Source organism: Rhizobium sp. 10N427 (assembly GCF_056394605.1).
The window spans coordinates 12,650-32,585 of record NZ_JBFTID010000024.1 but is presented as its reverse complement, the minus strand read 5'-3'; the positions used below and the strand labels follow the sequence as shown (position 1 = coordinate 32,585).

The following is a 19,936-nucleotide window of genomic DNA, read 5'->3' as shown; positions in this document are numbered from 1 at the left end:
CCAATGGAAAGCCCTCTGTAACCATTTCGTCGCACTCGATTTATCCACACCATGGCGGCGAAAGGCGAGAGTGCCCTGAGATCAATCAGTTAGCCTGCGGATACCCTGTGGATAGACAGTGGAAAGGATGTGGGTAGAGCTTGCCCCATCGAAAGCGGGAAGAAAGGCGTCACTTGCGAGGCATTTGCGAATCCGCTCAGATACTGTTCTCGGACGATGGCCCCGCCGCAACGTCGCCATCTCCGAACAAGGGCGCTCCGACGTGATGTCGAGAAGCGCCCTTTTCATTTGCAGGAATGAGGAGCCGTTGCCTATGGTCTCAGTCGCCTTCACCGATGTATGTGAGGACGGGACTGCCGCCTGCCGTCACCTCTCGGACAAGCCTCATCTTCTCCAAATCAGAAATGACACCCCGAGAGAGACGACGGTCTCCGACCAGCCACGTACTGCCGACTTTCCGTTGGTGACGAAACCGTCGGATCGCAGTGACTGCATCGCGCTGCGTCTTCGTCAACGCAGCCTCGACTGCCCTTCCTTTCTGTATAGTCATGGTCGAACTCCTTGACCCGCGAGCTAGGCAGCGATGCGCCTGGCGGCCTTGTCGACGAGCTTCCGATTGTCTCCGTGCTCCTCGATGATCGTCTGTGCGTCCTCGACGGAGATCCTGTGTTTCTTCGCTAGCGTGATTGCGTCGTAAGGTTTTTCGGACGCAGGTGCGCCCTTGGCGTCAGTCATGATGTTCTCCTGTGCTTCTGTGGTGATGCAGCGCTATCAATGGCCCTCTCGAAGGGACTGCTGCCGCTTGGATGAGATATGGTGGTTCTGCGGACGGAATTCCATAGCCGCCCCTCATCGGTAACACTCTTGAGTCAGCTCGAACGGCATTGGCGCGGGAATGTTCAACGGCTCGTTGATGTGTTCTCGTCGCCGACCGGATATTCTTGGAGATCGCCTAGAGCGGGAACAATCCCAGCGTGTCCAGTGTTTACGGTAGCTGGGCCGCGAATGCTGTCATTTTAGGTCCGGGTCGAAGTCATTTGATTCGTAGAAACTCGGAGAAAACGCATGAGTACCCTTTTGATTATTGTCGTGTTAATCCTCGTGCTAGGCGGCGGCGGCGGCTACTATGCTCACGGCCGTTATGGAGGCCGCGGGCTCGGCGGCGTCCTCGGTCTGATTGTCGTCGTCTTGATCGTTCTCTGGCTGTTGGGTGGGCTCCATGGAGGCGCCGTAGCTCCTGTGTGACATACGCGGCGGAGGGGGGGCCGACTGTCCTCAGAAAAAATATGAAACCGTGGGTCTCCTACCCACGGTTTTTTTTGCAAACGTAAGCCACGGAAAGCGCCGTAACAGTTATAACTTCGTGTGGAAACGGTGGGAACACCTGCATAGAAGGGAAATCCGTCGATGGTGACACCATCGACGGAATATTTTGCCCACGGATTACGCGAACGGGCCGCGGCCCATCAGGAGGACATCCTCTTCATCGTCGCGCTGGCGACCGCCAAGAGCTGCAGCGGCACTAGCAATAAAGGCACCGATGAGAAGTGAGATCGATCCGACAAGCGCCGTCGTAGCTGCGGCCTTTCTTGCCTTGTCAGCAGCAGTCTGCGCGGCAACCTCAGCGTCGTCGATTTGCTTGAGGACCGCGTCTACCCGAGTACGGGCGTCCGCCTCTGACAATCCGCTCCGAGCGGCAACGATGCTCGCGATGTAGGTCCTGTCGCCTTCCGGAATCTCGCCCTTCGCGGCGTCGTTCAACAGAATTCTCGAAATCTCGGCCGAAGCCGCGCCGTCGTCCCTTGAAGCATTCGTGCTGACGCGCTCAGGCCGCAGAAGGGCATCTGTGAAATAGGAAGTCGCGAGATCGGGTTGTGTCGAAGTGGTGGACGCCGCTGTAGCCGCTCCAGCCGCCGTTGCCGCAGCACCTGCAGCACTTGCGCCTGCGCCTGCCAGCGAGGTTAGAGACGAAGCCAGAAAACCCACCACGAAAACCGTCGATATGGCCCAGCTGATGAAGCCGTGGGCAGTGTCTCGGAAGAAGACTTCGTCAGTATGGGTGGCTGCCCATTTCGTCCGGAGTCGTCCAGTCAAGTAACCGCCGAGCGCCGAAGAGAGCCATTGAACGACGACAAGCCAAATCGCGGCTGTAATGCCTACGGTGGCCGCGGAGCTGCTCTCCCCAGACCAGGGCGAGACCATCGTCAGGCCAACACCAGAGCCAAGAAGTAAGAGAATGAGCGTGACCCCGATGGCCGCGAAAGCGCCCCCCAAAATCGGGCCCCATGAGATGGCGGATCTGGAGGATTCGACGGGAATACCTCCCTGTGTTTCCAAAAGAGACATCTTTGACCCCTATCTTACGAAGAGAGCGAGAAGAATTATGATCGGCAGGGGAACACCGAGAAGCCAGAGTAGAATGCCGCGACCCATGATGAAAACTCCTTTTGAAATGAATATCTTGCGAGCATGAAACGAGGGAGTTGCACAATGGTTCCAGAGCTTTATTCGGGTTGAGTTGAAGCCGGGACTTGGCTTGCCAGTACATTAAAACCTCGCGGCCTTATGACGATCAGTTTGTAACGACGTCAGCCGTCCGTTGGGTTGCCACCTTGCGTGACCATATCGCTTGCGGCGGGGCGCGCCAGTGGGGCTCACGCAGCAACCAAGCCGATCTGAACTGTTTGATTAAGCAGCTGTAGAGGCGATCAACTCAAGTAACTTGAACCCGAAGCTGGCTTGGCGACAAAACGCTTCCGGACATGTCTACGTCGGTAAAATGAGTGCCGATTTCGTCGTTCCTCACAAAACCAAGGCTTGTCGGCATTCCCCGCTGGTTCCAAAGGCTCCCAATGATATTTCAACCGACGCTCCGTCAGTGACCCTAGATTGATAGGCCCGGTAAATTGAATGTCATTCTATTGTTCTGGCATAAGTGTCACGATCTGAATATAAGGACACTTCACACCGATTTGAGGCACGTCCATGTTATCCGATATAAACACCAAGAGGCACGGTATTGAGAAGATCCTCGCACGGCTCCTAGAACAGTCTAGGGGCGCGGCGGCGCTGCCGAAGAAGACGTCTCACCAATCTGCACTATCAACTCATTTGAACCGGCTTTCTGGCCTAATAAACGGACATGTGTCCGATGACGTGATTCAAGAAAAATCAAATGCCAGATCGGTGTCGGACTTGGTTGAAATGCTAAATCGTCTAGCAGCCAAATCGAGCTGAACGATAGTTTGGACACAACGTCCATGCGTCTTGAAGTTGTTCGACGTAGCATTAGCTTCTCCTTAACAATTCAAGGGGAGCAGCAATGTCCATTGGAGTTGGCCGAGTATTCTCGACTGAAGTGGGCGTAGATTTGCCGGGCGAGCCGGGCATCTACACCTGGGATATACGGTCTAATCTCGTGTTTGCTGACGGCGCTGTCGCTCGTCTTTTTGGTGTCGACCCAGGTGACGCCAAACACGGCTTACCCCTTGATTCCTACCTTGACAAAGTTCATCCCGAGGACCGGCCAGCACTGGCAAAAGCGATAACAGATACGATCGTGGCGGACATCCCGCAGCAGCAAGTTTACCGGGTTCGTAGTTTTGAACACACCTATCAAGCCGTCGCGGCCTTCGGCAGAGCGTTTCATACGCGAGACGGTACACTGGTGGCATATTCAGGCATGGTGATCATCGCAGAGAATGAACAGCAGGATGCCAATCACTGAAGCCGCCAACCCTTGAACTATAGGGTCGGGGAGCAAGCACCTGGCTTTGGATCAAGGCCAGTTGGCGATGGTGGATTACTGGGCGTTGCTGCTATCGGTCTCCAACGGGCGTCCTGACACCGCCCGTCCTTCCGCTTGCTAGCGGCCTTGCGACCCGCTCCATGGCTGCGCTCTGAGGACGGCAGGCTTCAGTCTCAGACGGATGCACAGAGGCTCGCGTCGGGGCTTCGAATTCGAATGATCAGTCATACGGCCACTCTTAAATCAATGACCGTCCAATTTAAGGTGAAATGCCGTCTATCTTTAATCTAACAAACGTCCGATCTTGACTAACATCACTTTTGGCCCCCCGGATCCTCTTCAGATCGATGCGGATGCCGGCATCATCGGGCTTGATCGGCGTTCCTCCGGCATGTCGGAGGGTGCATTATCCTCGGCTTTGTCAGCATCTTCGGCGTCCACCTCCGAGCGCTGCGCGACCGGGCCCCGGATCCTCAGCTTAAAACACGCTCTCACCCTCGAACTTGCCGGTCCGCCAGGCGTGGATCGCGTCATCGAACAGCTGCGGGAACACGTCGCTCGTCGGATTTTCATATCACTTCGCGATGCGGAAGATCTTGGCGACATCGCGGCGCCCATCGGGCGGACTACCTTGCGAAATCACCAAAGATCAGACACGCCCAATTTGCTCCAGCGGACTACAGCGGTCGGGCGACAGGTTCACCTAATCGCCCAGTTTTATCGGGCGGCCGTAAAGACACGGCACACCGGAATGGCACATCGATATTCTGAAGGTGAAAAGCCGGAATTTTAATTGACGATGGAGGACGCTCCAGGCGGAGCTGGAACGTCCGAATTTGTTCAGTTAGAATTCCTACACTTGGCGCATGCCCCCGTCGACACACAGCTCAGCGCCGGCGATATAGCTCGCCTCGTCGCTCAGCAAGAACAGCGTTGCCGCTGCAATTTCAGCTGGACGTGCCATCCGTCCCAAGGGTATGGGCGCGATCAAGGCCTCGCGGACGTCCTCAGGCACCGCTGCCATCATCTCAGTATCAGTAGGCCCAGGAGCGACGACATTTACCCGTATACCCCTGCTGGCCAGTTCGGCCGTCCATGTCCTCGCATAGGATCGAAGCGCAGCTTTTGTCGCGGCGTACGTGCCGTAGGCCGGGATGCCAGCGACATCCGCGATTGAACCTATGAGCACGGCTGAGCTCCCTTCTTGCATTGCCGGCAAAGCTGCCTGTAAAGCGAAAACCGTCCCTCGTACGTTGACGTCGAAGTGACGGTCGAAATGTTCAACCGTTTCCTCGCTAATTTGGGCGGGCTCTGAAATTCCGGCGTTTAGGACGAGCGCATCGATACGTCCATTCGCCTGCTGAACTTGGGCCACGACGTTTACCATGTCTTCTGGAGAACTTGCGTTTGCCGCGATGCCCACTACCTTATCGCCGATTTCGGCGGCAGCCTTTTCGACATCGTCAATCCGACGGCTAGTGATGAAGACAGTCGCTCCCTCGGCAGCCAGCCGGTTCGCGATCGCCAAACCAATTCCCTTTGCGCCGCCTACGACGAGCGCGACTTTGTCCTGCATACGGGCCATTATACGTCCTGCCTTCCTATTGATGGTCGGAAGATGATATACGTCGTAAATCTGATATCAATTACGCACCTTGAGTAGCTTAGATATGGACCAGTATACCGACCTCGAAACCCTTTCTCAGTGCGCTCTCAACAACATGACCGTTGTGCGTCCTGTTCTCGACAAGATCGCCGACAAGTGGACAATCTTGATCCTCACTGTGATCTGCCCGAAACCTTCGCGTTTCAACGAGATCAAACGGCGTCTGAACGGAATCACCCACAAGGCGCTTGCCGATGCATTGAAGCGGCTCGAGCGGAACGGCCTTGTGACAAGGACCGTATTGTCAACGCAACCGATCGGCGTCGAGTATGCGATTACGCCGCTTGGCCATTCGCTCCGCGAGCCGTTCGAAGCGCTTTGCGCATGGTCGCTCGAAAATGGGCCTCACATCGAGGCTGCGTCTGTACGCTACGACAAGGCGGCCAAGGGCTAAGCCACCTCGGCCGTTGAGATAGGCCGTCGGGTGTCGCCCAAGTGGCCATGGGAGTGGCTGCTCAAAACCCTACCGCGGATAGCGCGGAAGGGTACGGAGCTTTGCCAACTTTCTCGGTCGAACTCATCGAGTGGACATATACTGTCGCGCAATTCCAGCAACTCGCGCCCCGTATAGACGTGCGGTTTCAAGATCGCCGACCGACATCTCCTCGGGGGGCGCGTCGGCGTCAGATTGCGCCATCGGGCCGATATACGATCCCATCCGATTTACATCGTCTCGTAGCGACGCCTTGATGTTTGATGGCTTGATAGCCAGGCTGACCCAGGAACCACCGTGTTGCCCCGCCAGAAGAACGAAGTATTGCAGCGTGTTTAGCTTGTCACCGTTGAGGCTGGCGCAGTTCGTGAATCCACCGAAAATCTTGTCTTGCCATTTTGCGGAGAACCATGGCTTCGAAGATGCATCGGCGAATCTCTTAAACTGCCAGCTTGGTCCGCCCATGTAGGTCGGTGCGCCGAAAATGATGGCATCGGCCGCATCGAGCGCCGCCCATCCGTTTTCCGACAAGTTACCCTCGGCATCAATGGCGTGGAGCGCTGCTCCGGCTCCCTTGGCGACCGCCTCAGCCATGCGGTGGGTATGGCCGTAGCCAGAATGATAAACGACGACGATACTTGAAGGTGAGTGGATGGTCATGCCTGGCTCCTTTAGCCGTGCTTTTGCGCCTCGCCGACGGAAGTCGGCGCGGTTTCGAAGTGTTTCTGTTTGATGGTGGTTGAGGTTAAAGGCTTGTCGCCGAGGTTATGAGACCTGGACAGTAATCGCGATCATGAGCAGAAGTAGGAAGACTGCCGGCGCCCGGGTGTGACGGAAGTCACGTGCTCGGACGACAGCGAAGATTGCGGCGATCATAATGCATGATCCTAGCGCAGCGCCGATCGCAAATGTCGGACGGAGGACGAGGAGAATGGCTGTCGTGAATTCCAGCAAAGCGGTAACCCAGCACCACCACCATGGAAATCCGTACCGGACGAATTCATCGCGGATTGTCTTAAGGGCGGTGGCGTTGACGATGCTGCCCACGAGAAATGCCGCAGCGGCCGCGAGTGTCGCCGCATCGCCCGGTGAAAACGATATGAGGTAGGACATTTGGAAAGACCCTTCGGTTTAATCGCCCAGTTACTATAGCGATGAACTTAAATCTAGCGATGCTAGATTGTCAACCATTGCCCTGATTAATTAGGGTCACTAAAGTCTCTCGTGCATGGATCGAGGGCGAAAGAATGGGTATCAGCGAGCGAAAAGAGCGTGAGAGACTGGAACGGGAACAGCGGATCGTCGCCGCGGCGCGAACGCTGGCGCAACGTGATGGTTGGGCTTCCGTCACCGTACGACGCCTTGCACAAGAGATCGAATACAGTCAGCCGGTCCTGTACGCCCATTTTGAAAATCGCGACGCGATCGTCGGCGCGGTCGCGCTCGAGGGCTTTGCGGAGTTAGGCCCGACGTTGCGGGCCTCTGTCCGCGACGGCGCACCTCCGATAGACGCACTCCGAGACGTTGCGACGGCCTATCTCGTATTCGCTTTCGAAAGGCCAGCTCTGTACGAAGCCATGTTCGTCCTGCCGAGTGGCCTTCGATTCGCCAAGTCCGATACGCCCAAAGTGCTGCGAGATACATTTGGCGCTATGATGGTCGTCGTGGAACCGTTTTGCTCTGACCCCGAGGTCGCGACAGAATATTTCTGGGCAGCTTTACACGGATTGGCAGAGCTTGAACGCCACGGTCGAATAAGGGCCTCGCACCGCGCCGAGCGGGTGAGGCTCATTGTTGCAATGTTTGCGACAGGTGACTGACCTTAACCCGCGGCTCCCGAGCGGAGCGAGGCGGGGAGCCTAACAGCTCGGCTATCGCCAAGAGGAGCTGTCATTCCCAGACCCACGGCCAAACACATAACCAACCACGAATGCCAGTGCGCCCACGCCGAGAAAAAGACTGGTGGCTGTGTGCGGGTGATCGACCGCGCCCGCCGCGACGGCGCTCGTCTCCCGCTTCACGGCATCTAATGCGTCACTGGCGACCTTACGGACGCCGGTAGCAGGTTCTGACGGAGCCCCAGTGAATCCAACCTTTAGGTCTTCAGACATTTCAGTTCCTCCATGTTCGTGTCTTGCAGGAACAGTTTGGCCGCCAGGATGTTCCCCGCTGTCAGTCTCTGGGTGTTCGTCGAGATTGGGAGCGGGCGGCGGCCCGTCCTTTGCCGAATGCCACCATAGAGATGGACGTGCCCCAATCTCGGCGGCGGACAACCCACATCCTTAGCCTCGCAGACTGTGATAGCCGCGCATGTTCTTCGACGCCCAATTTTGACCAGCTGCTCGCGCCAGTCGCTTTCCGCGCAAGAACCACCAAGCTGATGCGCGGTCAAGCGCCTAGGCATCAATGTATTCCATGATCGCCCTCAGCTTGCCGTCCTCGACGGTAACGTCGAAAACCCAGATCAGCGAACGATTTGCTTGTGGAAATGAGTGGCAAAGAACATATCAGGAATCGCAGCGGCCACTTAATGAACGACTGGGGGTCGTACAGCGCCTGACGGTGCTCTCAATTTCGTTCTAGAGAGAAAGCCCCAGCAAAAACCGGAGCCTGCAATAGGGGATAGAGCGCTGACTGAAAGACGCAGTTCCAAGAGCATCGCAGCGCTCATGCCTAGCTTCGTTCCCTTACCGCCGGGTGATCTCCGGGCATCCGCGACGGTTGGCAAACTGCATGCGCTCCGGGCCGCGACGGGTATACCCCTGAATGACGATGCTTCGGGGCGTGACGCGCAGGATCTGCGCACGACGAAGGCCCTCACCACGGGCAATGTCAAGCGCGTCGTCCGGATCGCATCCTCGGTCTCGTCTGCGATCATATCGGTCATCGTCACGATTAGGGTCATAAATCCCGACACCGCCAGGTCCGACTCGCAATTCCATGTCCTGTGCCCCGGCGATAACCGGAGCAACCGTCAGGCCGCTCATTGCAGCGAGCCCGATCAGTATAAACTTGATGGTTCTGTGCATTTCGATGTTCTCCGTTTGATCATCTGAAACATTGGGAGAGAGTAATTGTTCCAGCGGGCAGGCGCAGCAGCGGCTGGAGCGCGAGCTTTCAGACATGAGGGCGAGGGCAGGCGGCCCATGTCGCCTCCTTAAGCATTGCTCTTTGTACGGTAAAAGACAGTCGGTTGTTCTGTATTTTCAAGTCATTAGGTTCCCTTGCATCGAGTCGGATTCACTCCGAACGCTGTGGGGACGAGAATGCCGACTGACGAGCGTCAATACCGGAACGAATTGCTAAAAAGCCTCGACACAAGCGACCTCACGCTTCTCGCTCCCCATCTCGAATTCGTGACGCTGGACATTCCCTATCAGATCGAAAAAGCCCACGCGCCGGTCGATTACGTCGTCTTTTTGGAATCAGGACTGGCGTCGATCGTCGCCAGACTACCGGGCGGGCGGGATATAGACGTGGGGATTGCCGGGCGTGAAGGCATGACCGGTGCTGCGATTGTGCTTGGTGGCGAGCAATCGCCGAATACGACCTTCATGCAGGTATCAGGTACTGGGTATCGTATCACATCCACAAAGCTACAGGAGGTTATCGATACCAGTGCAACGCTGCGCGGTAAACTGCTTGCCTACATTCAGGCATTTCTGGCGCAAATGTCCTCGACCGTCCTTGCCAACGCCCATGCCAAGCTTGAGGAGCGTCTCGCGCGCTGGCTTCTCATGGTTCACGACAGGATGGATGGCAACGCGATTTCGCTAACCCATGAATTTCTGGCGATCATGCTCGGCGTGCGGCGCCCCGGGGTTACGGTTGCGGTTCATATCCTGGAGGGCAAGGGGTTCATCCGCGCTAATCGCGGCAAGATTATTGTCGTCAACCGGCTTGGCCTGATGGACGAAGCCAAGGGCTCCTACGGAGCAGCGGAGGATGAATATCATCGGCTTATGGGTGTGAAAATTCGCAAGACGTCCTAGCGTCCCCAATCATTTCTGAAGATACCATGCCGGAGACGAAAGCCCGGGGCGACAAAATCAGTAACTCTCGTCTTCACCGGGCTGCACGTCCACCGCCGGCCCGGTTTTCTCCTGAGCTCGCCCAGGGCCGATGCGCGGCGCCAATCCTATGTCCTCAAGCATTTGGGCCTTTTCAGCTTGCGAGAATTCTTCCATAGCGCTGATAAGCTCTTTACGCCCGCCGCGGCGATAGATTTCAGTCAGCTCACTTAACTTCATGTGTGTCTCGCAAATGGGTTCTGTTCGCGCGCTATAATCAACCCTGGAGGCAAATGTTCCGTGATGGCGTGCGGATTACCTCCACGCCCGTCCGATGTTCCATCAAAGCATTTCGCGGGCGAAGAAGGCTGCAACGGTCGAAATCGGGATCGTGATGATGCTGATCAACCCCCAGAGCGCGAACCCTGAACTTGGTCCGTTGAAACAGAAGGCGTTCAGAAGCGCGTTCCGACGAATTATCCAGGGCAACGATAGTCCAATCGAAATTCCAATCAGCCATACCATCACATGTCCTCCTCCAGGAGCCTGATGACAAAGGGCCGAGAAGAGGAATTCGTTCCAGCATCGCGCGAGCGAATGATTAAAAAGCTCGCCACGACATACAGGTACGTCCCACGAAATGCTCCCGGGTGGTCCGCCAGGTCGCATCAGCGCGGATAATTAATCACAAAAGGTGAACGGCGTCGCGTGACGCAAGCGTGACAACAGCACCAAAACAGGTTCCTGCTCACTCCTCGTCTTGCAGATATTCAACCTCTTGCTCGACGTTGATGAAGAACTCATCGATCATCCACATCCCAGCGAAGGTGAAGAGCATGATGGCGACGATCCAAGATAATCGTAGGCGAGACGGCAGCGTTTCCATTGTCTGAGCATGCTAAAGGTCGGATTTTCTCACAATTTGCCAATATGGATTACGCCTGCACAGCTACACTGCAGGATGATTATCTCTCTCGTTCAAATGACGGCGAGCCGTTTTCGCTTTTCGCGAAAAACGACTCTCCGCGCTGGGGGCAAGTCGCGAGAGTAGCTCGCGGATCTCCGGTGGTTGGACGGCTGGAACACGGACTGCGACCAACAGGCGGGTGGTTCGAAAGATGGGGTATTCCAGTCCGATGCGGCGACCATCGCCTCCGCGGACATCGGCCAATATCTGAGGAGGGGCCGGTCAGCTTCACCCAAGGTTCGCTCGTGCGAGCTGGTGGACGAACATTTCGACTACCTCCCAACGGTCATCCGTGAGACGCTTGCGAAGGCGACCGGCCGGTGGAAGAGGGAATGAGCCAGAGCCATTCGATCGATGATCTTGATCAGCCCCAGAGCCTGCCGGGCAGCCGGTAACAGCAGCGTCAACGAGATCGGGCCTCTATAACGCCGGACGCGCGCTACCTCGTGGTGTGCGCCCGATTTTGGGGAACTGACCTGCCCTGAAGGTCAAACGTCATTGTTGGGCTCTCCTCGTTTCGCCTGCATGCGCCTCGCTACTAGAGCTGGGTATTGTTTGCTTTGTCTATCTCGTCGAGAATCTGCGGGCGCAAACTGGCGTGCTCTGCTCAAACCCCGACGGAGATCGTGTCGAAGTCGGCGGTCGGAAGACGCCCGGCCGCCATCTCCCAAGTGGCGTTCGCGCCTCTTCCAACGCGGCCCTGTTCCGTTTCGAACACGTAGCTCGCCCCCCGGACCGGACGCCTTAGTGGTCGGGTGTTAGGAAATGATAGGGCGGCTGGTTCGTGTCGTCTGTGCGTATGCAGGATCGGCGGCGAAGGACTGGTTTAGCACCACCAGGTCAAAGGTGAGATAAAGTTTGTTAGGCGCGATGGAACTTAGGGACGACGCCGGACTTCCTTCCCCACAAAGGAGAACGGAAATGCCAGACCCTAAAAATTCCCCCGCGGCACGATCGATGGAAATCGAGCAGGAAGCCCAGCGCAAACGAGCTTCGAAGGGCGATCTCGAGACTGGGCTTGAAGACACGTTCCCCGCGTCGGATCCGGTTTCCGCCACGCACACCACCGTGCCCTCCGGTCGAACAGACACTGACGCTGCCGACCGCGTAAAGCAGACGCCGGAAGGTGAGGATGACTATGCGCTGGTCGACCAGGCGCTCCGATCGACGGGCGAAGGTCGTCCTGCGTTCGACGGTGTCCGCGCCGGGAGAGATGGCGTTCGCGCTCTTGGACGGGACGTTGATCGTCTGGGCGACACCGCAAGCGAAATCGCCTCGGGAGCCAAGTCGCTCGCCAAGTCCGAAGTCCGCGGTTACGTGCAGGACATCGAGGCGCGGATCCGCGAGCGTCCCATCGCAGCGGTCGCAATCGTCGCTGCGCTCGCCTTCGTATTCGGAGCGACGCGCTGACGAAGCCGACCCACTCGATGAGACTATAGTCGGCACTGGTCGACGATCTGCCGATGGTTCACCGGACAGACTCAAACGCTCTATCGGGGGATTTTTTGAAAATTGCCACGTACAATGTGAACGGCGTCTTGGGCCGATTGCCTGTCCTCCTAAAATGGCTGAAGGAGGACAGGCCCGACGTTGTCTGCCTTCAGGAACTGAAGACCGCCGATGATAAATTCCCACGAGAGGAGCTTGAGAAAGCCGGGTACGGCGCGGTTTGGAACGGGCAGAAGAGCTGGAATGGCGTCGCGATCCTGACGCGAGGTCAGAAGCCCCATCTTACCAGAAAGGGGCTGCCAGGCGATCCGAGCGACGCGCACAGCCGCTATATCGAAGCCGCCGTCGACGGCATCCTCATCGGGGCGCTCTATCTGCCGAACGGGAATCCCGCCCCCGGCCCGAAGTGGGACTACAAACTCGCGTGGTTTCGACGACTTCAGGAATACGCCGCGGAGCTGCTCGAACTGGAGGTGCCAGTCGTGCTGGCCGGTGACTACAACGTCATGCCGGCGGATATCGACGTCTACAAGCCGGAGCGGTGGCTGGACGACGCGCTGTTCCGGCCGGAAGTCCGCCGGGCCTATGCGGATCTCGTAGCACAGGGGTGGACCGATGCCGTCCGGCATCTGCATCCGCATGAGCGCATCTACACCTTCTGGAAATACTGGAGGAACTCGTTCGAGCGCGACGCCGGCTTGCGGATCGACCACTTCCTGCTCAGCCCGGCCATCGCCTCGTCACTCCAATCGGCAGAAGTGCGCAGGAAGCCTCGGGGCTGGGAACACACGAGCGATCATGCGCCCGTCATGATCGAGCTTGATCTGGCAGCCCTGGTGCACGGCTGATGGCAGCGCAGAACACACCTCTACAGACACCTGACGGCCGATACATCATTGTGCGCGGCCGGCTCTGGCGAAAGACGAACCCAAGCCTTCCCGAAGAAACGCGCACTCGCTTGGTGGCGGAGCTGATGGCTGCTCGAAGGGCGGTAAAGGAAGCCGGCGACGACGATGTGCGGCTGCGTGCGGTGCGCAAGGCCATCGATGCTGCGAAGATTGCGCTCGGCGAGCGGGGGCCGGTGTGGTGGGATGACGGCACGCCTGATCTCAATCGTCACATGGCAAAGACGACGTCTTATGCGGCTTGGCATCGACGAATGACAGGCGGCCGTCAATAACGGTCGAAAAAATCGGATCGACCTTGTCGGCAACGGCCCCCTTCATACGTCTAGTTATCATGTCACGTGAATAAGCGGAGCAAGGGAGAGACATAATATGAGCGAGTTGAGGTCCGCAACGGAACTGGCAGCGAAGCGCGTCAGCAGATTTCCGAACGAAACCGCCGAATACGCCGCGGCGAGAACGGCTCTCCTTGCGGAAGAGATCGAAGCCCGGCGATATCTTACCAAACTGGCAGAACAGCGCATGCGGCTTCCTCCTGGCCCTGTCGTCGAGAAAGACTATCGTTTCAAGGACGAAAATGGCCGCGAGCTGGCTTTGGCCGACCTGTTCGGAAAGCATCACACCTTGGTGACCTATTTTTGGATGTTCGGTCCGCAGCGCGAGAGGCCTTGCCCCATGTGCACGAACTTCCTAGGCGGCGCGAATGGGAACGGCGCCGACGTGAAGCAACGGGTTGCGTTCAAGATCCTTGGGCGCAGCCCGGTCGAGAGGCAGCGGGCGTTTGCGATGGAGCGCGGCTGGCACGACCTCGATTTCATAGAGACCGTCGGCGACGATTATGCCAGAGACCTCGGACTGCTCGACGACAAGGGCTATGAGTATCCGGCATTCACCGTTTACCAGAAGGACGGAAACACGGTTCGCGTTTTTTACAACGGCGAGATGCCTGCCGATGCCGCTGATCCCGGGCAGGATCCGCGAGGCGCTGTCGATATCGCACCCCTCTGGAATATACTGGACATGACGCCGGCCGGACGCGGCACGGACTGGTACCCGAAGCTCAACTATTGATCTGGCGGCTTCGACAGTCGGCGTAGGTGGCGCCGCCACGCCGGCGCGCCGGTGGACTAGCTGCCAGAGCGTCCGTCGTTGAAAGAGCAGGTCTTCTTTCGATATGCTCGCTTCCCTCAAAAGAGATCTTCAAGCTCCTCCAATCAGGCAAAGTCGGAAGCTGTCAAATTGCGAGGGAGGCCGATCAGTTGGCTGCGAGGCGCGAAAGGCCGCCGGCCGGCGCGAGTTGCCCCAAAATGTAAACGAATTCCTTCAATCAGCCAAAGTGATTCAAGGGTCGGCAGCGGCCGATTGAAAACATCATGCTCAATGACCGCAATTGGCGCGAAGGGAAGACCGCAGTCGGCCATTGTGGACCTCTTCCTCGCAAATGTCAGAGATGGACCGTCTCTCCGTTGGCAATCACTCGATGCGTTTGACTTTGACGACTTGGCGGCACTGTGCGACTGTCGTTGGCCAGGACCGGCGTCGACGCAAAAATGCTCGTCGAGAGATTTGAGTCCTCGCGCGGCGAAAGATATCCCCATGCGGATTGTCATTTTCGTGCCCACGGACGTGCATTCACTGGAACTTGCCGGGCTCATGGACGTGTTCGCCGAAGCAAACGCCCGTGTTGGCAAGAACTTCTATGACGTTGCCATCACAGCAGAAGAAGCTGGCTCGATCCTTTGCGCATCAGGGCTCAGGGTTCTGCCCGATTGCACTTTCGATGCGTATCCAGGTGACCCAGACACGTTGCTCGTAGCCGGGAGCGCCGGCGTTCCCCGTTCCCCGGGGAGACAGGTTATCGACTGGTTGACCAATACCGTCCCCGAGACCCGGCGCTACGGCTCCGTATGCACAGGGGCATTCCTGCTCGGCGAAGCCGGTTTACTCGCAGGCCGACGTGTCACCACTCACTGGCAGTTCGCGTCCTTGCTTGGCGAGCGCTTCCCTGAGGCGCAGGTGGAAAGCGATCGTGTTTTTGTCCGAGACGGTGCGATGATCACGTCGGCCGGGTCCAGCGCCGCAATCGATCTCGGGCTTTCTCTCGTTGAAGAGGACCTCGGCCGCGAGGTGGCGCTTTACGTTGCCCGGCGGCTTGTCGTGTTCCTGAAGCGACCAGGTGACCAATCGCAGTTCAGCGTGCATCTGGCGGCGCAGGCAAGCGACCGCAGCCGTCTACACAAAGTCCAGGAATACATTCTGAACCATGCTACAGCGGACCTTTCGGTCACGGCCTTGGCGAAAATCGCGGCGATGAGCGCACGGAACTTCACGCGCGTCTTTTCGCAGGAGGTTGGGATAACGCCATCCGACTATGTCGACCTGACGCGTATCGATGTCGCACGCTTCCTCTTAGAAGGGAGCCGGCTGTCGATCACGTTGATCGCAGAAAGATGCGGTTTTGGATCGGCAAGTGCGATGCGCCGCGCCTTCCTATCGCATGTCGGAGTGACGCCGTCTGATTACCGCGATCGCTTCCGAACGTCTGGCGAAGGAGCAAGATCGAGTTTGTCCGAAAACGGCTGATGGTTGTCCTGGAACCGCCTCGGCTGCGGGTTGCCCCAGCTGGGGTCGGAGTCAATGTTTATGTAATGGCAGACATCGAGAAGCTCCAACAGGTGGACTTTATAAAGCGCGCGCCGGGCCTTGCGTCCATTTCCTCAAGTGCGTGGTGTCCGTGAGCGGCGGCAGGCAAATGTTCGGCACTAAAAAGAGGCCCCGCCGGGCTGCGCCCGCTCGTGCTAGTTGCTCCGCAACTTCGCCATCCCAGCAACCCTTCGCGTCCACGCTACACAATTCGGATCACAAACAAATCTCTTTTGTCGTCACCGCTTGGGGCTTCGCCGAAAAGGTATTGGAGGTGACGTCACTTTGATACACGTGACGAAGCTTCTTAACGCTCTCAAGGGTCTGCCAACCCTGATCGCGCGAGTGGCATCTCACCCAGCCGACGCGAACGGAAGTGCTTTGAGTGGTGCGCAGGGGCAAGACCGCCACTGGACGAAGCTGTCAGCGCACAGTCGTTAGCTATATTCGGACGGCCATAAGAAGCTTGGAGCGTTATAACGCATGCAGGCTGTGGCGAGGACGTTTTGCTTCGACGTCACCTGATGTTTCGTCCCGCCAATCGGCGCGATCTCCGATCGGCGTTACTGTTTTAGTCCTGGCGACCCCGTGGTTCGCGCGTTGGCGATCTACCACCGGAAAACCCTCCCGATGAATATGTCTGCCGAATGAGCCGCGGTGCGACTGAAAGCCTTCATGCCGCGCCGTTCGGACCCGTCGTGGTGCCACGGCATCTCGAGTGGGAGCTCGAGCCTGGGATTTTACCAGTAAATCTCGGTAAACAGCCGCCGTGGGAGGTTTTGGCTCAACGCCGCAATTTCGATTGCGATGGTGTCGCGCTGTGGACATCCGTCTATGTCAGATTGACGTCGCGGGCTCTCTTTTTGAAGAGCCGGCTGTCAATCATATCGATCGCATAAGAAGTGGTTTTGGATTGCAACAAGCGATGCGCTCGCCTTCGTTTTGAGTGTCGGATTGACACCGTCTGACCACAGGGATCGCCTCCGGACATCTGGCGAAGGTGCAAGACCGAGTTTGTCCGAAAGCGGTTGATGGTTGTCCTGAGACGGCCCCGGCTGCACGTTGCCCCGCCTCGGGTCACAGTCCATGTTTCTGTCATGGAAGAAGTTGAGAAACTCAAACAGCCGGACTTCATGAGGCGTGCGCGGGGCACGGCCGACAATGGGCCTCTGAGCGCTGACGCCGTCAGGTCCATTCTTCCGACACTTGTCGAGGAAATGACGGACGGGATCGCCATCGCAAAGCGTTTAGGTGCCAATTCGCCGTTGCTCTACGTAAACAGGGCCTTCGAACATCTGACTGGATACTCTCGAACCGAGGTTATCGGCAAAGACTGCCGCTACCTGCAAGGCAATGAGCGTGAGCAACCCGAGATCGCTCGCATTCGCGCTGCGATCGGGGCGGCCGAGCCAGTGGACGAAACGTTGCAAAACTATCGAAAGGACGGTTCGGCCTTCTGGAATAGTCTTAGTCTTAGGCCCGCCTGGGTTGGGGACGAACTGTTCTACGTCGGAATACTGCGCGATGTATCAGCGCTTCGCCAAGCGCATATAGCGCTGGATCGTGTCGCAAACCTCGACGGGACCACGGGCTGCTTGAACCGTCAATCATTTATCCAAGCTACCGAGGGACGCTTCGCAACCAATGCCGAGACGATCCTTCTGGTTGTGAAGCTGGATGTTGTCAGCTTTCATGATCTCAACACCGGATACGGTTTCGACGTCGGGGATGCTCTGCTCTGTGAAACCGGGCGGCGGCTGCGTGACATGGGCGCTGCACTAGTGGGTCGGATGGGCGCGAACGAGTTCGCCCTCGCCTTCGAGCTCCAGGATGAACCAAGTGCAGACCCGACGGTAAAGCTGGTTTCCGCGTCGCTCGCAGCGGACTTCGTGGTGGCAGGTGCCAGTGTCTCACTGCGCTTCTCCATCGGATATGCCGTAGGCAGGCCAGTGGGCAGTGCCATTTCATTGATCCGGAACGCCGGTACTGCCCTTCGGGCAGCCAAATCTGATCCGTTGGGTGGTCCGCGGCGGTTTCGCGAGTCCGACCACGAGCAAGCCAGCCGACGCGTCAGGATGACACGCGAGTTGAAGGTCGCGGTCGCGAACGACGAATTCGTGTATCACTTCCAGCCCCAGGTAGACCTAATCACCGGTGAGTGGCTCGGCGCGGAAGCCTTGATTCGCTGGAACCATCCCCTGTTCGGCAGCCAACTCCCCGGCGGCTTCATTGAGACCGCTGAGCGATCAGGTCTGTTACTTGATCTGACCGAACGGAGCCTGACCACCGTTGCGACGTTCGCTCGGCGGATCAACGCGCACCGCGACAAGGCACTTCGCTTTTCCGTGAACGTGTCGGCCGGGGAATTTCTCCAGCATGACATGGCTGAAATGCTGAACCGCGTCCTGCATCTGACCAGTGCTGAACCGGAGTGGCTGACCCTCGAGATTACCGAAAGCATGTTCCTTAGCGATACGCCCGGCGTCATGGACGCATTCCAGCAGCTGCGACAGATTGGAGTCGGTCTCTCAGTTGACGACTTTGGCACTGGCTATTCGAACCTGCGCTCCCTTGAGACGTTCCCAGTTACCGAAATCAAGATAGACCGAACGTTTGTCAGCGAACTCGCAACCAGACCCGCCAGGCGGGTGATCGTCCGCGCTGTTATCGAGCTGGGACGCGCCCTTGGCCTGACGGTGGTCGCGGAGGGCGTGGAGACGGAAGTACAGCGTGCAACGCTTGGCGAAATGGGCTGTCGGGTCGGCCAAGGCTACCTATTCGGAATCCCAACCGACGCAGAAAGCTTCGCAATTAACCTGGCACGGATGGGGAGCGAAGCAATGGACGCACCTGCACGTGCGTTACCAGTATCTGTCCATAAATGAATTGGATTCTGGACATGAACAGGCATTACTTAACAAAGATTGCTCCAGTAGATGCCAGAAAACACAAGCGCTTCAAATGCAAAGCCGCTGTGCGGCTTGCTTACAAAAAAACTCTCAAGCAGCCGATTTCATCGTGTCGTGCCGTTATGTTGGAGGTCTCGCAGGGAGGAGCGCTAATCAGCGTCTCTGCAGAAATACCTGAACACTTTTACATCGTGATTGGCAACTTCGAGTACTCCATCGGTTGTGCCGTAAAACGAAGAGAAGAGAGTCTTCTCGCAGTCGAGTTCATAAAGGAACAACCTCGACACATTGTTGAAGCCTTCGCTCTCCTGAGATTTCCGCTGGCACCGTTATTCAGTTTGAAGGGCCTTTTGCGAAATGAGCTGGTACAACCAGTTGGTAGCGCTCTGCAGTGGGAGTCGCCGGCTGAATAATCTTGATGTTCTCGGATCGGGGTATAGTCGACACTGCGATCATTGCCCAATGAAAAGGAAAGTCTGAGAGCTTTCCGACAGCGGCGGCTACGGCGCTCGGGCGACGATCTCCATCGAAGTCCGTTGGCCGGAAAGAGGACCAGGTGACCTGCCAAGGACGCTGCAACCTCACGGCGGTGGCAATCATTGCGGCGTATGTCTTGCTCCGGTTTGCCGCGTTCGCTTTCAATCTGGACCTATCGCCCATAGCCTGCCTCCTGCTCGGCATGGCTCTGTAAGCCAGAGGACGACCGCAATGCTGATGATCCGCTCAACACGCCGATCGAAATGATTGCCATCAATATGCGTAAGGCAATCGGACAAGTAAATTGTGTTCTTGGCCGGTCACAGCCTATTCAACCCCGAAACACATTAACGACCGGAAAACGCGTCTTGATAGAGGAAGTACTGGAACCAGACGGGTGCGATGCGGGTTTATCGCCACCAACAGAATGGAAGACCCACATGAGCGATAAAGAGCAGGCGCCGATGGTGACGTTTAACAGGATCGATAAGAGTGCCTACTTCTCGTTCAACGGGCGACGGTATGAACTGCAGGGGAAGTACAACAGCCTCGATGACGCTCGACAAGTAGCGGAGAAGCAGTGCCGCGCCATGGGCTGGAACGGTTAATTCAAAATTAACCAAAGCCGAGCATGCTTTGTGCTCTTTCCCCCAGGAAGTAGCTGGTATCTATCGGCCGCGCTCCCCAATGAGTGCGGCCTTCTTTTTGTGCGCTAACCGAGTAAATGAA

The 19,936-nt window shown here is 57.3% G+C and carries 22 protein-coding genes and 1 pseudogene; 13 read left to right on the top strand and 10 right to left on the bottom strand.

The window, feature by feature from the left end:
- Window positions 1-573: 573 nt before the first annotated feature.
- Complete coding sequence (locus tag AC1DIJ_RS29370) at window positions 574-735, bottom strand: hypothetical protein (protein WP_310295772.1); 162 nt, start codon at window positions 733-735, stop codon at window positions 574-576.
- A gap of 330 nt (window positions 736-1,065) precedes the next feature.
- Between AC1DIJ_RS29370 and AC1DIJ_RS29365 the strand changes: the two genes are divergently transcribed.
- A complete protein-coding gene (locus AC1DIJ_RS29365) occupies window positions 1,066-1,245 on the top strand; it encodes a DUF3309 family protein (protein ID WP_112390487.1) in 180 nt (59 codons plus the stop codon).
- Between the two features lie 198 nt (window positions 1,246-1,443).
- Here AC1DIJ_RS29365 and AC1DIJ_RS29360 read toward each other — a convergent pair whose 3' ends face one another.
- Window positions 1,444-2,346, bottom strand: coding sequence for a hypothetical protein (locus AC1DIJ_RS29360; RefSeq protein WP_112390488.1), 903 nt, complete (start codon window positions 2,344-2,346; stop codon window positions 1,444-1,446).
- A 976-nt stretch (window positions 2,347-3,322) separates the two neighbouring features.
- Here AC1DIJ_RS29360 and AC1DIJ_RS29355 point away from each other — a divergent pair.
- Window positions 3,323-3,727: a PAS domain-containing protein gene (locus AC1DIJ_RS29355; protein WP_112390489.1), complete on the top strand. Its 405-nt coding sequence runs from the start codon at window positions 3,323-3,325 to the stop codon at window positions 3,725-3,727.
- Between the two features lie 499 nt (window positions 3,728-4,226).
- Here the strand turns inward: AC1DIJ_RS29355 and AC1DIJ_RS29350 are convergent.
- Window positions 4,227-4,310 (bottom strand): annotated as a pseudogene (locus tag AC1DIJ_RS29350) (conjugal transfer protein TraH); the annotation flags it as partial.
- A 291-nt stretch (window positions 4,311-4,601) separates the two neighbouring features.
- Window positions 4,602-5,333, bottom strand: coding sequence for an SDR family NAD(P)-dependent oxidoreductase (locus AC1DIJ_RS29345; RefSeq protein WP_112390490.1), 732 nt, complete (start codon window positions 5,331-5,333; stop codon window positions 4,602-4,604).
- An 85-nt stretch (window positions 5,334-5,418) separates the two neighbouring features.
- On the opposite strand from AC1DIJ_RS29345, the gene AC1DIJ_RS29340 reads away from it, so the two are divergent.
- Window positions 5,419-5,808, top strand: coding sequence for a winged helix-turn-helix transcriptional regulator (locus AC1DIJ_RS29340; protein ID WP_112390491.1), 390 nt, complete (start codon window positions 5,419-5,421; stop codon window positions 5,806-5,808).
- A gap of 123 nt (window positions 5,809-5,931) precedes the next feature.
- On the opposite strand, the gene AC1DIJ_RS29335 is transcribed toward AC1DIJ_RS29340, so the two are convergent.
- Window positions 5,932-6,507, bottom strand: a complete 576-nt coding sequence (locus AC1DIJ_RS29335; RefSeq protein ID WP_112390492.1) for a flavodoxin family protein — start codon at window positions 6,505-6,507, stop codon at window positions 5,932-5,934.
- A 105-nt stretch (window positions 6,508-6,612) separates the two neighbouring features.
- Window positions 6,613-6,960 carry a DoxX family protein gene (locus AC1DIJ_RS29330; RefSeq protein WP_112390493.1) on the bottom strand — a complete coding sequence of 116 codons (348 nt, stop codon included), beginning with the start codon at window positions 6,958-6,960 and terminating at the stop codon, window positions 6,613-6,615.
- A 134-nt stretch (window positions 6,961-7,094) separates the two neighbouring features.
- Here AC1DIJ_RS29330 and AC1DIJ_RS29325 point away from each other — a divergent pair, with 134 nt between their 5' ends.
- Window positions 7,095-7,667, top strand: a complete 573-nt coding sequence (locus tag AC1DIJ_RS29325) for a TetR/AcrR family transcriptional regulator (protein ID WP_112390494.1) — start codon at window positions 7,095-7,097, stop codon at window positions 7,665-7,667.
- Between the two features lie 867 nt (window positions 7,668-8,534).
- Here the strand turns inward: AC1DIJ_RS29325 and AC1DIJ_RS29320 are convergent.
- Window positions 8,535-8,876: a hypothetical protein gene (locus AC1DIJ_RS29320; RefSeq protein WP_112390497.1), complete on the bottom strand. Its 342-nt coding sequence runs from the start codon at window positions 8,874-8,876 to the stop codon at window positions 8,535-8,537.
- 237 nt (window positions 8,877-9,113) lie between these two features.
- On the opposite strand from AC1DIJ_RS29320, the gene AC1DIJ_RS29315 reads away from it, so the two are divergent.
- Window positions 9,114-9,839 (top strand): Crp/Fnr family transcriptional regulator, encoded by a 726-nt coding sequence (locus AC1DIJ_RS29315; protein WP_112390498.1) that lies wholly within the window; start codon window positions 9,114-9,116, stop codon window positions 9,837-9,839.
- Window positions 9,840-9,896: 57 nt separating this feature from the next.
- Here the strand turns inward: AC1DIJ_RS29315 and AC1DIJ_RS29310 are convergent, their stop codons facing one another.
- Both AC1DIJ_RS29310 and AC1DIJ_RS29305 read right to left on the bottom strand, forming a co-directional pair.
- Window positions 9,897-10,097 carry a hypothetical protein gene (locus tag AC1DIJ_RS29310; protein ID WP_112390499.1) on the bottom strand — a complete coding sequence of 67 codons (201 nt, stop codon included), beginning with the start codon at window positions 10,095-10,097 and terminating at the stop codon, window positions 9,897-9,899.
- 508 nt (window positions 10,098-10,605) lie between these two features.
- Complete coding sequence (locus tag AC1DIJ_RS29305; RefSeq protein WP_162702750.1) at window positions 10,606-10,743, bottom strand: hypothetical protein; 138 nt, start codon at window positions 10,741-10,743, stop codon at window positions 10,606-10,608.
- A 1,002-nt stretch (window positions 10,744-11,745) separates the two neighbouring features.
- Here AC1DIJ_RS29305 and AC1DIJ_RS29300 point away from each other — a divergent pair.
- The 4 genes from AC1DIJ_RS29300 to AC1DIJ_RS29285 all read left to right on the top strand — a co-directional run bounded on the left by AC1DIJ_RS29300 (window position 11,746) and on the right by AC1DIJ_RS29285 (window position 14,249).
- Entirely contained in the window at window positions 11,746-12,234 is a 489-nt protein-coding gene (locus tag AC1DIJ_RS29300; protein WP_112390502.1) for a hypothetical protein, read from the top strand.
- Between the two features lie 95 nt (window positions 12,235-12,329).
- The gene (gene xth, locus AC1DIJ_RS29295) at window positions 12,330-13,121 is read left to right on the top strand and encodes an exodeoxyribonuclease III (RefSeq protein WP_112390522.1); all 792 of its coding nucleotides are present in this window, start codon (window positions 12,330-12,332) and stop codon (window positions 13,119-13,121) included.
- Entirely contained in the window at window positions 13,121-13,453 is a 333-nt protein-coding gene (locus tag AC1DIJ_RS29290; protein ID WP_112390503.1) for a hypothetical protein, read from the top strand. The genes xth and AC1DIJ_RS29290 overlap by 1 nt, the downstream gene beginning before the upstream one ends.
- Window positions 13,454-13,550: 97 nt before the next feature.
- The gene (locus AC1DIJ_RS29285) at window positions 13,551-14,249 is read left to right on the top strand and encodes a DUF899 family protein (RefSeq protein ID WP_112444222.1); all 699 of its coding nucleotides are present in this window, start codon (window positions 13,551-13,553) and stop codon (window positions 14,247-14,249) included.
- A gap of 143 nt (window positions 14,250-14,392) precedes the next feature.
- Here the strand turns inward: AC1DIJ_RS29285 and AC1DIJ_RS29280 are convergent, their stop codons facing one another.
- Entirely contained in the window at window positions 14,393-14,599 is a 207-nt protein-coding gene (locus tag AC1DIJ_RS29280; protein ID WP_148194360.1) for a hypothetical protein, read from the bottom strand.
- Window positions 14,600-14,774: 175 nt separating this feature from the next.
- Between AC1DIJ_RS29280 and AC1DIJ_RS29275 the strand changes: the two genes are divergently transcribed.
- The 4 genes from AC1DIJ_RS29275 (at window position 14,775) to AC1DIJ_RS29260 (ending at window position 19,815) form a co-directional block, all read left to right on the top strand.
- A complete protein-coding gene (locus AC1DIJ_RS29275; protein WP_112390523.1) occupies window positions 14,775-15,761 on the top strand; it encodes a helix-turn-helix domain-containing protein in 987 nt (328 codons plus the stop codon).
- 1,157 nt (window positions 15,762-16,918) lie between these two features.
- The gene (locus tag AC1DIJ_RS29270; protein WP_442208236.1) at window positions 16,919-18,706 is read left to right on the top strand and encodes a putative bifunctional diguanylate cyclase/phosphodiesterase; all 1,788 of its coding nucleotides are present in this window, start codon (window positions 16,919-16,921) and stop codon (window positions 18,704-18,706) included.
- A gap of 14 nt (window positions 18,707-18,720) precedes the next feature.
- The gene (locus AC1DIJ_RS29265) at window positions 18,721-19,143 is read left to right on the top strand and encodes a PilZ domain-containing protein (RefSeq protein ID WP_148194359.1); all 423 of its coding nucleotides are present in this window, start codon (window positions 18,721-18,723) and stop codon (window positions 19,141-19,143) included.
- A gap of 504 nt (window positions 19,144-19,647) precedes the next feature.
- A complete protein-coding gene (locus AC1DIJ_RS29260) occupies window positions 19,648-19,815 on the top strand; it encodes a hypothetical protein (protein WP_162698910.1) in 168 nt (55 codons plus the stop codon).
- The last annotated feature ends 121 nt before the right edge of the window (window positions 19,816-19,936 follow it).

What these genes read in the sequence shown, in the direction of transcription:
- AC1DIJ_RS29370 (WP_310295772.1), bottom strand. Translation starts at nt 735, where the DNA reads ATGACTGACGCCAAGGGCGCACCTGCGTCCGAAAAACCTTACGACGCA.
- AC1DIJ_RS29320 (WP_112390497.1), bottom strand. Translation starts at nt 8,876, where the DNA reads ATGCACAGAACCATCAAGTTTATACTGATCGGGCTCGCTGCAATGAGC.
- AC1DIJ_RS29300 (WP_112390502.1), top strand. Translation starts at nt 11,746, where the DNA reads ATGCCAGACCCTAAAAATTCCCCCGCGGCACGATCGATGGAAATCGAG.
- AC1DIJ_RS29275 (WP_112390523.1), top strand. Translation starts at nt 14,775, where the DNA reads ATGCGGATTGTCATTTTCGTGCCCACGGACGTGCATTCACTGGAACTT.
- AC1DIJ_RS29270 (WP_442208236.1), top strand. Translation starts at nt 16,919, where the DNA reads ATGGAAGAAGTTGAGAAACTCAAACAGCCGGACTTCATGAGGCGTGCG.
- AC1DIJ_RS29285 (WP_112444222.1), top strand. Translation starts at nt 13,551, where the DNA reads ATGAGCGAGTTGAGGTCCGCAACGGAACTGGCAGCGAAGCGCGTCAGC.
- AC1DIJ_RS29365 (WP_112390487.1), top strand. Translation starts at nt 1,066, where the DNA reads ATGAGTACCCTTTTGATTATTGTCGTGTTAATCCTCGTGCTAGGCGGC.
- AC1DIJ_RS29265 (WP_148194359.1), top strand. Translation starts at nt 18,721, where the DNA reads ATGAACAGGCATTACTTAACAAAGATTGCTCCAGTAGATGCCAGAAAA.
- AC1DIJ_RS29325 (WP_112390494.1), top strand. Translation starts at nt 7,095, where the DNA reads ATGGGTATCAGCGAGCGAAAAGAGCGTGAGAGACTGGAACGGGAACAG.
- AC1DIJ_RS29330 (WP_112390493.1), bottom strand. Translation starts at nt 6,960, where the DNA reads ATGTCCTACCTCATATCGTTTTCACCGGGCGATGCGGCGACACTCGCG.
- AC1DIJ_RS29340 (WP_112390491.1), top strand. Translation starts at nt 5,419, where the DNA reads ATGGACCAGTATACCGACCTCGAAACCCTTTCTCAGTGCGCTCTCAAC.
- AC1DIJ_RS29335 (WP_112390492.1), bottom strand. Translation starts at nt 6,507, where the DNA reads ATGACCATCCACTCACCTTCAAGTATCGTCGTCGTTTATCATTCTGGC.
- AC1DIJ_RS29355 (WP_112390489.1), top strand. Translation starts at nt 3,323, where the DNA reads ATGTCCATTGGAGTTGGCCGAGTATTCTCGACTGAAGTGGGCGTAGAT.
- AC1DIJ_RS29310 (WP_112390499.1), bottom strand. Translation starts at nt 10,097, where the DNA reads ATGAAGTTAAGTGAGCTGACTGAAATCTATCGCCGCGGCGGGCGTAAA.
- AC1DIJ_RS29305 (WP_162702750.1), bottom strand. Translation starts at nt 10,743, where the DNA reads ATGGAAACGCTGCCGTCTCGCCTACGATTATCTTGGATCGTCGCCATC.
- AC1DIJ_RS29345 (WP_112390490.1), bottom strand. Translation starts at nt 5,333, where the DNA reads ATGGCCCGTATGCAGGACAAAGTCGCGCTCGTCGTAGGCGGCGCAAAG.
- AC1DIJ_RS29260 (WP_162698910.1), top strand. Translation starts at nt 19,648, where the DNA reads ATGAGCGATAAAGAGCAGGCGCCGATGGTGACGTTTAACAGGATCGAT.
- AC1DIJ_RS29280 (WP_148194360.1), bottom strand. Translation starts at nt 14,599, where the DNA reads ATGGCCGACTGCGGTCTTCCCTTCGCGCCAATTGCGGTCATTGAGCAT.
- AC1DIJ_RS29315 (WP_112390498.1), top strand. Translation starts at nt 9,114, where the DNA reads ATGCCGACTGACGAGCGTCAATACCGGAACGAATTGCTAAAAAGCCTC.
- AC1DIJ_RS29360 (WP_112390488.1), bottom strand. Translation starts at nt 2,346, where the DNA reads ATGTCTCTTTTGGAAACACAGGGAGGTATTCCCGTCGAATCCTCCAGA.
- AC1DIJ_RS29290 (WP_112390503.1), top strand. Translation starts at nt 13,121, where the DNA reads ATGGCAGCGCAGAACACACCTCTACAGACACCTGACGGCCGATACATC.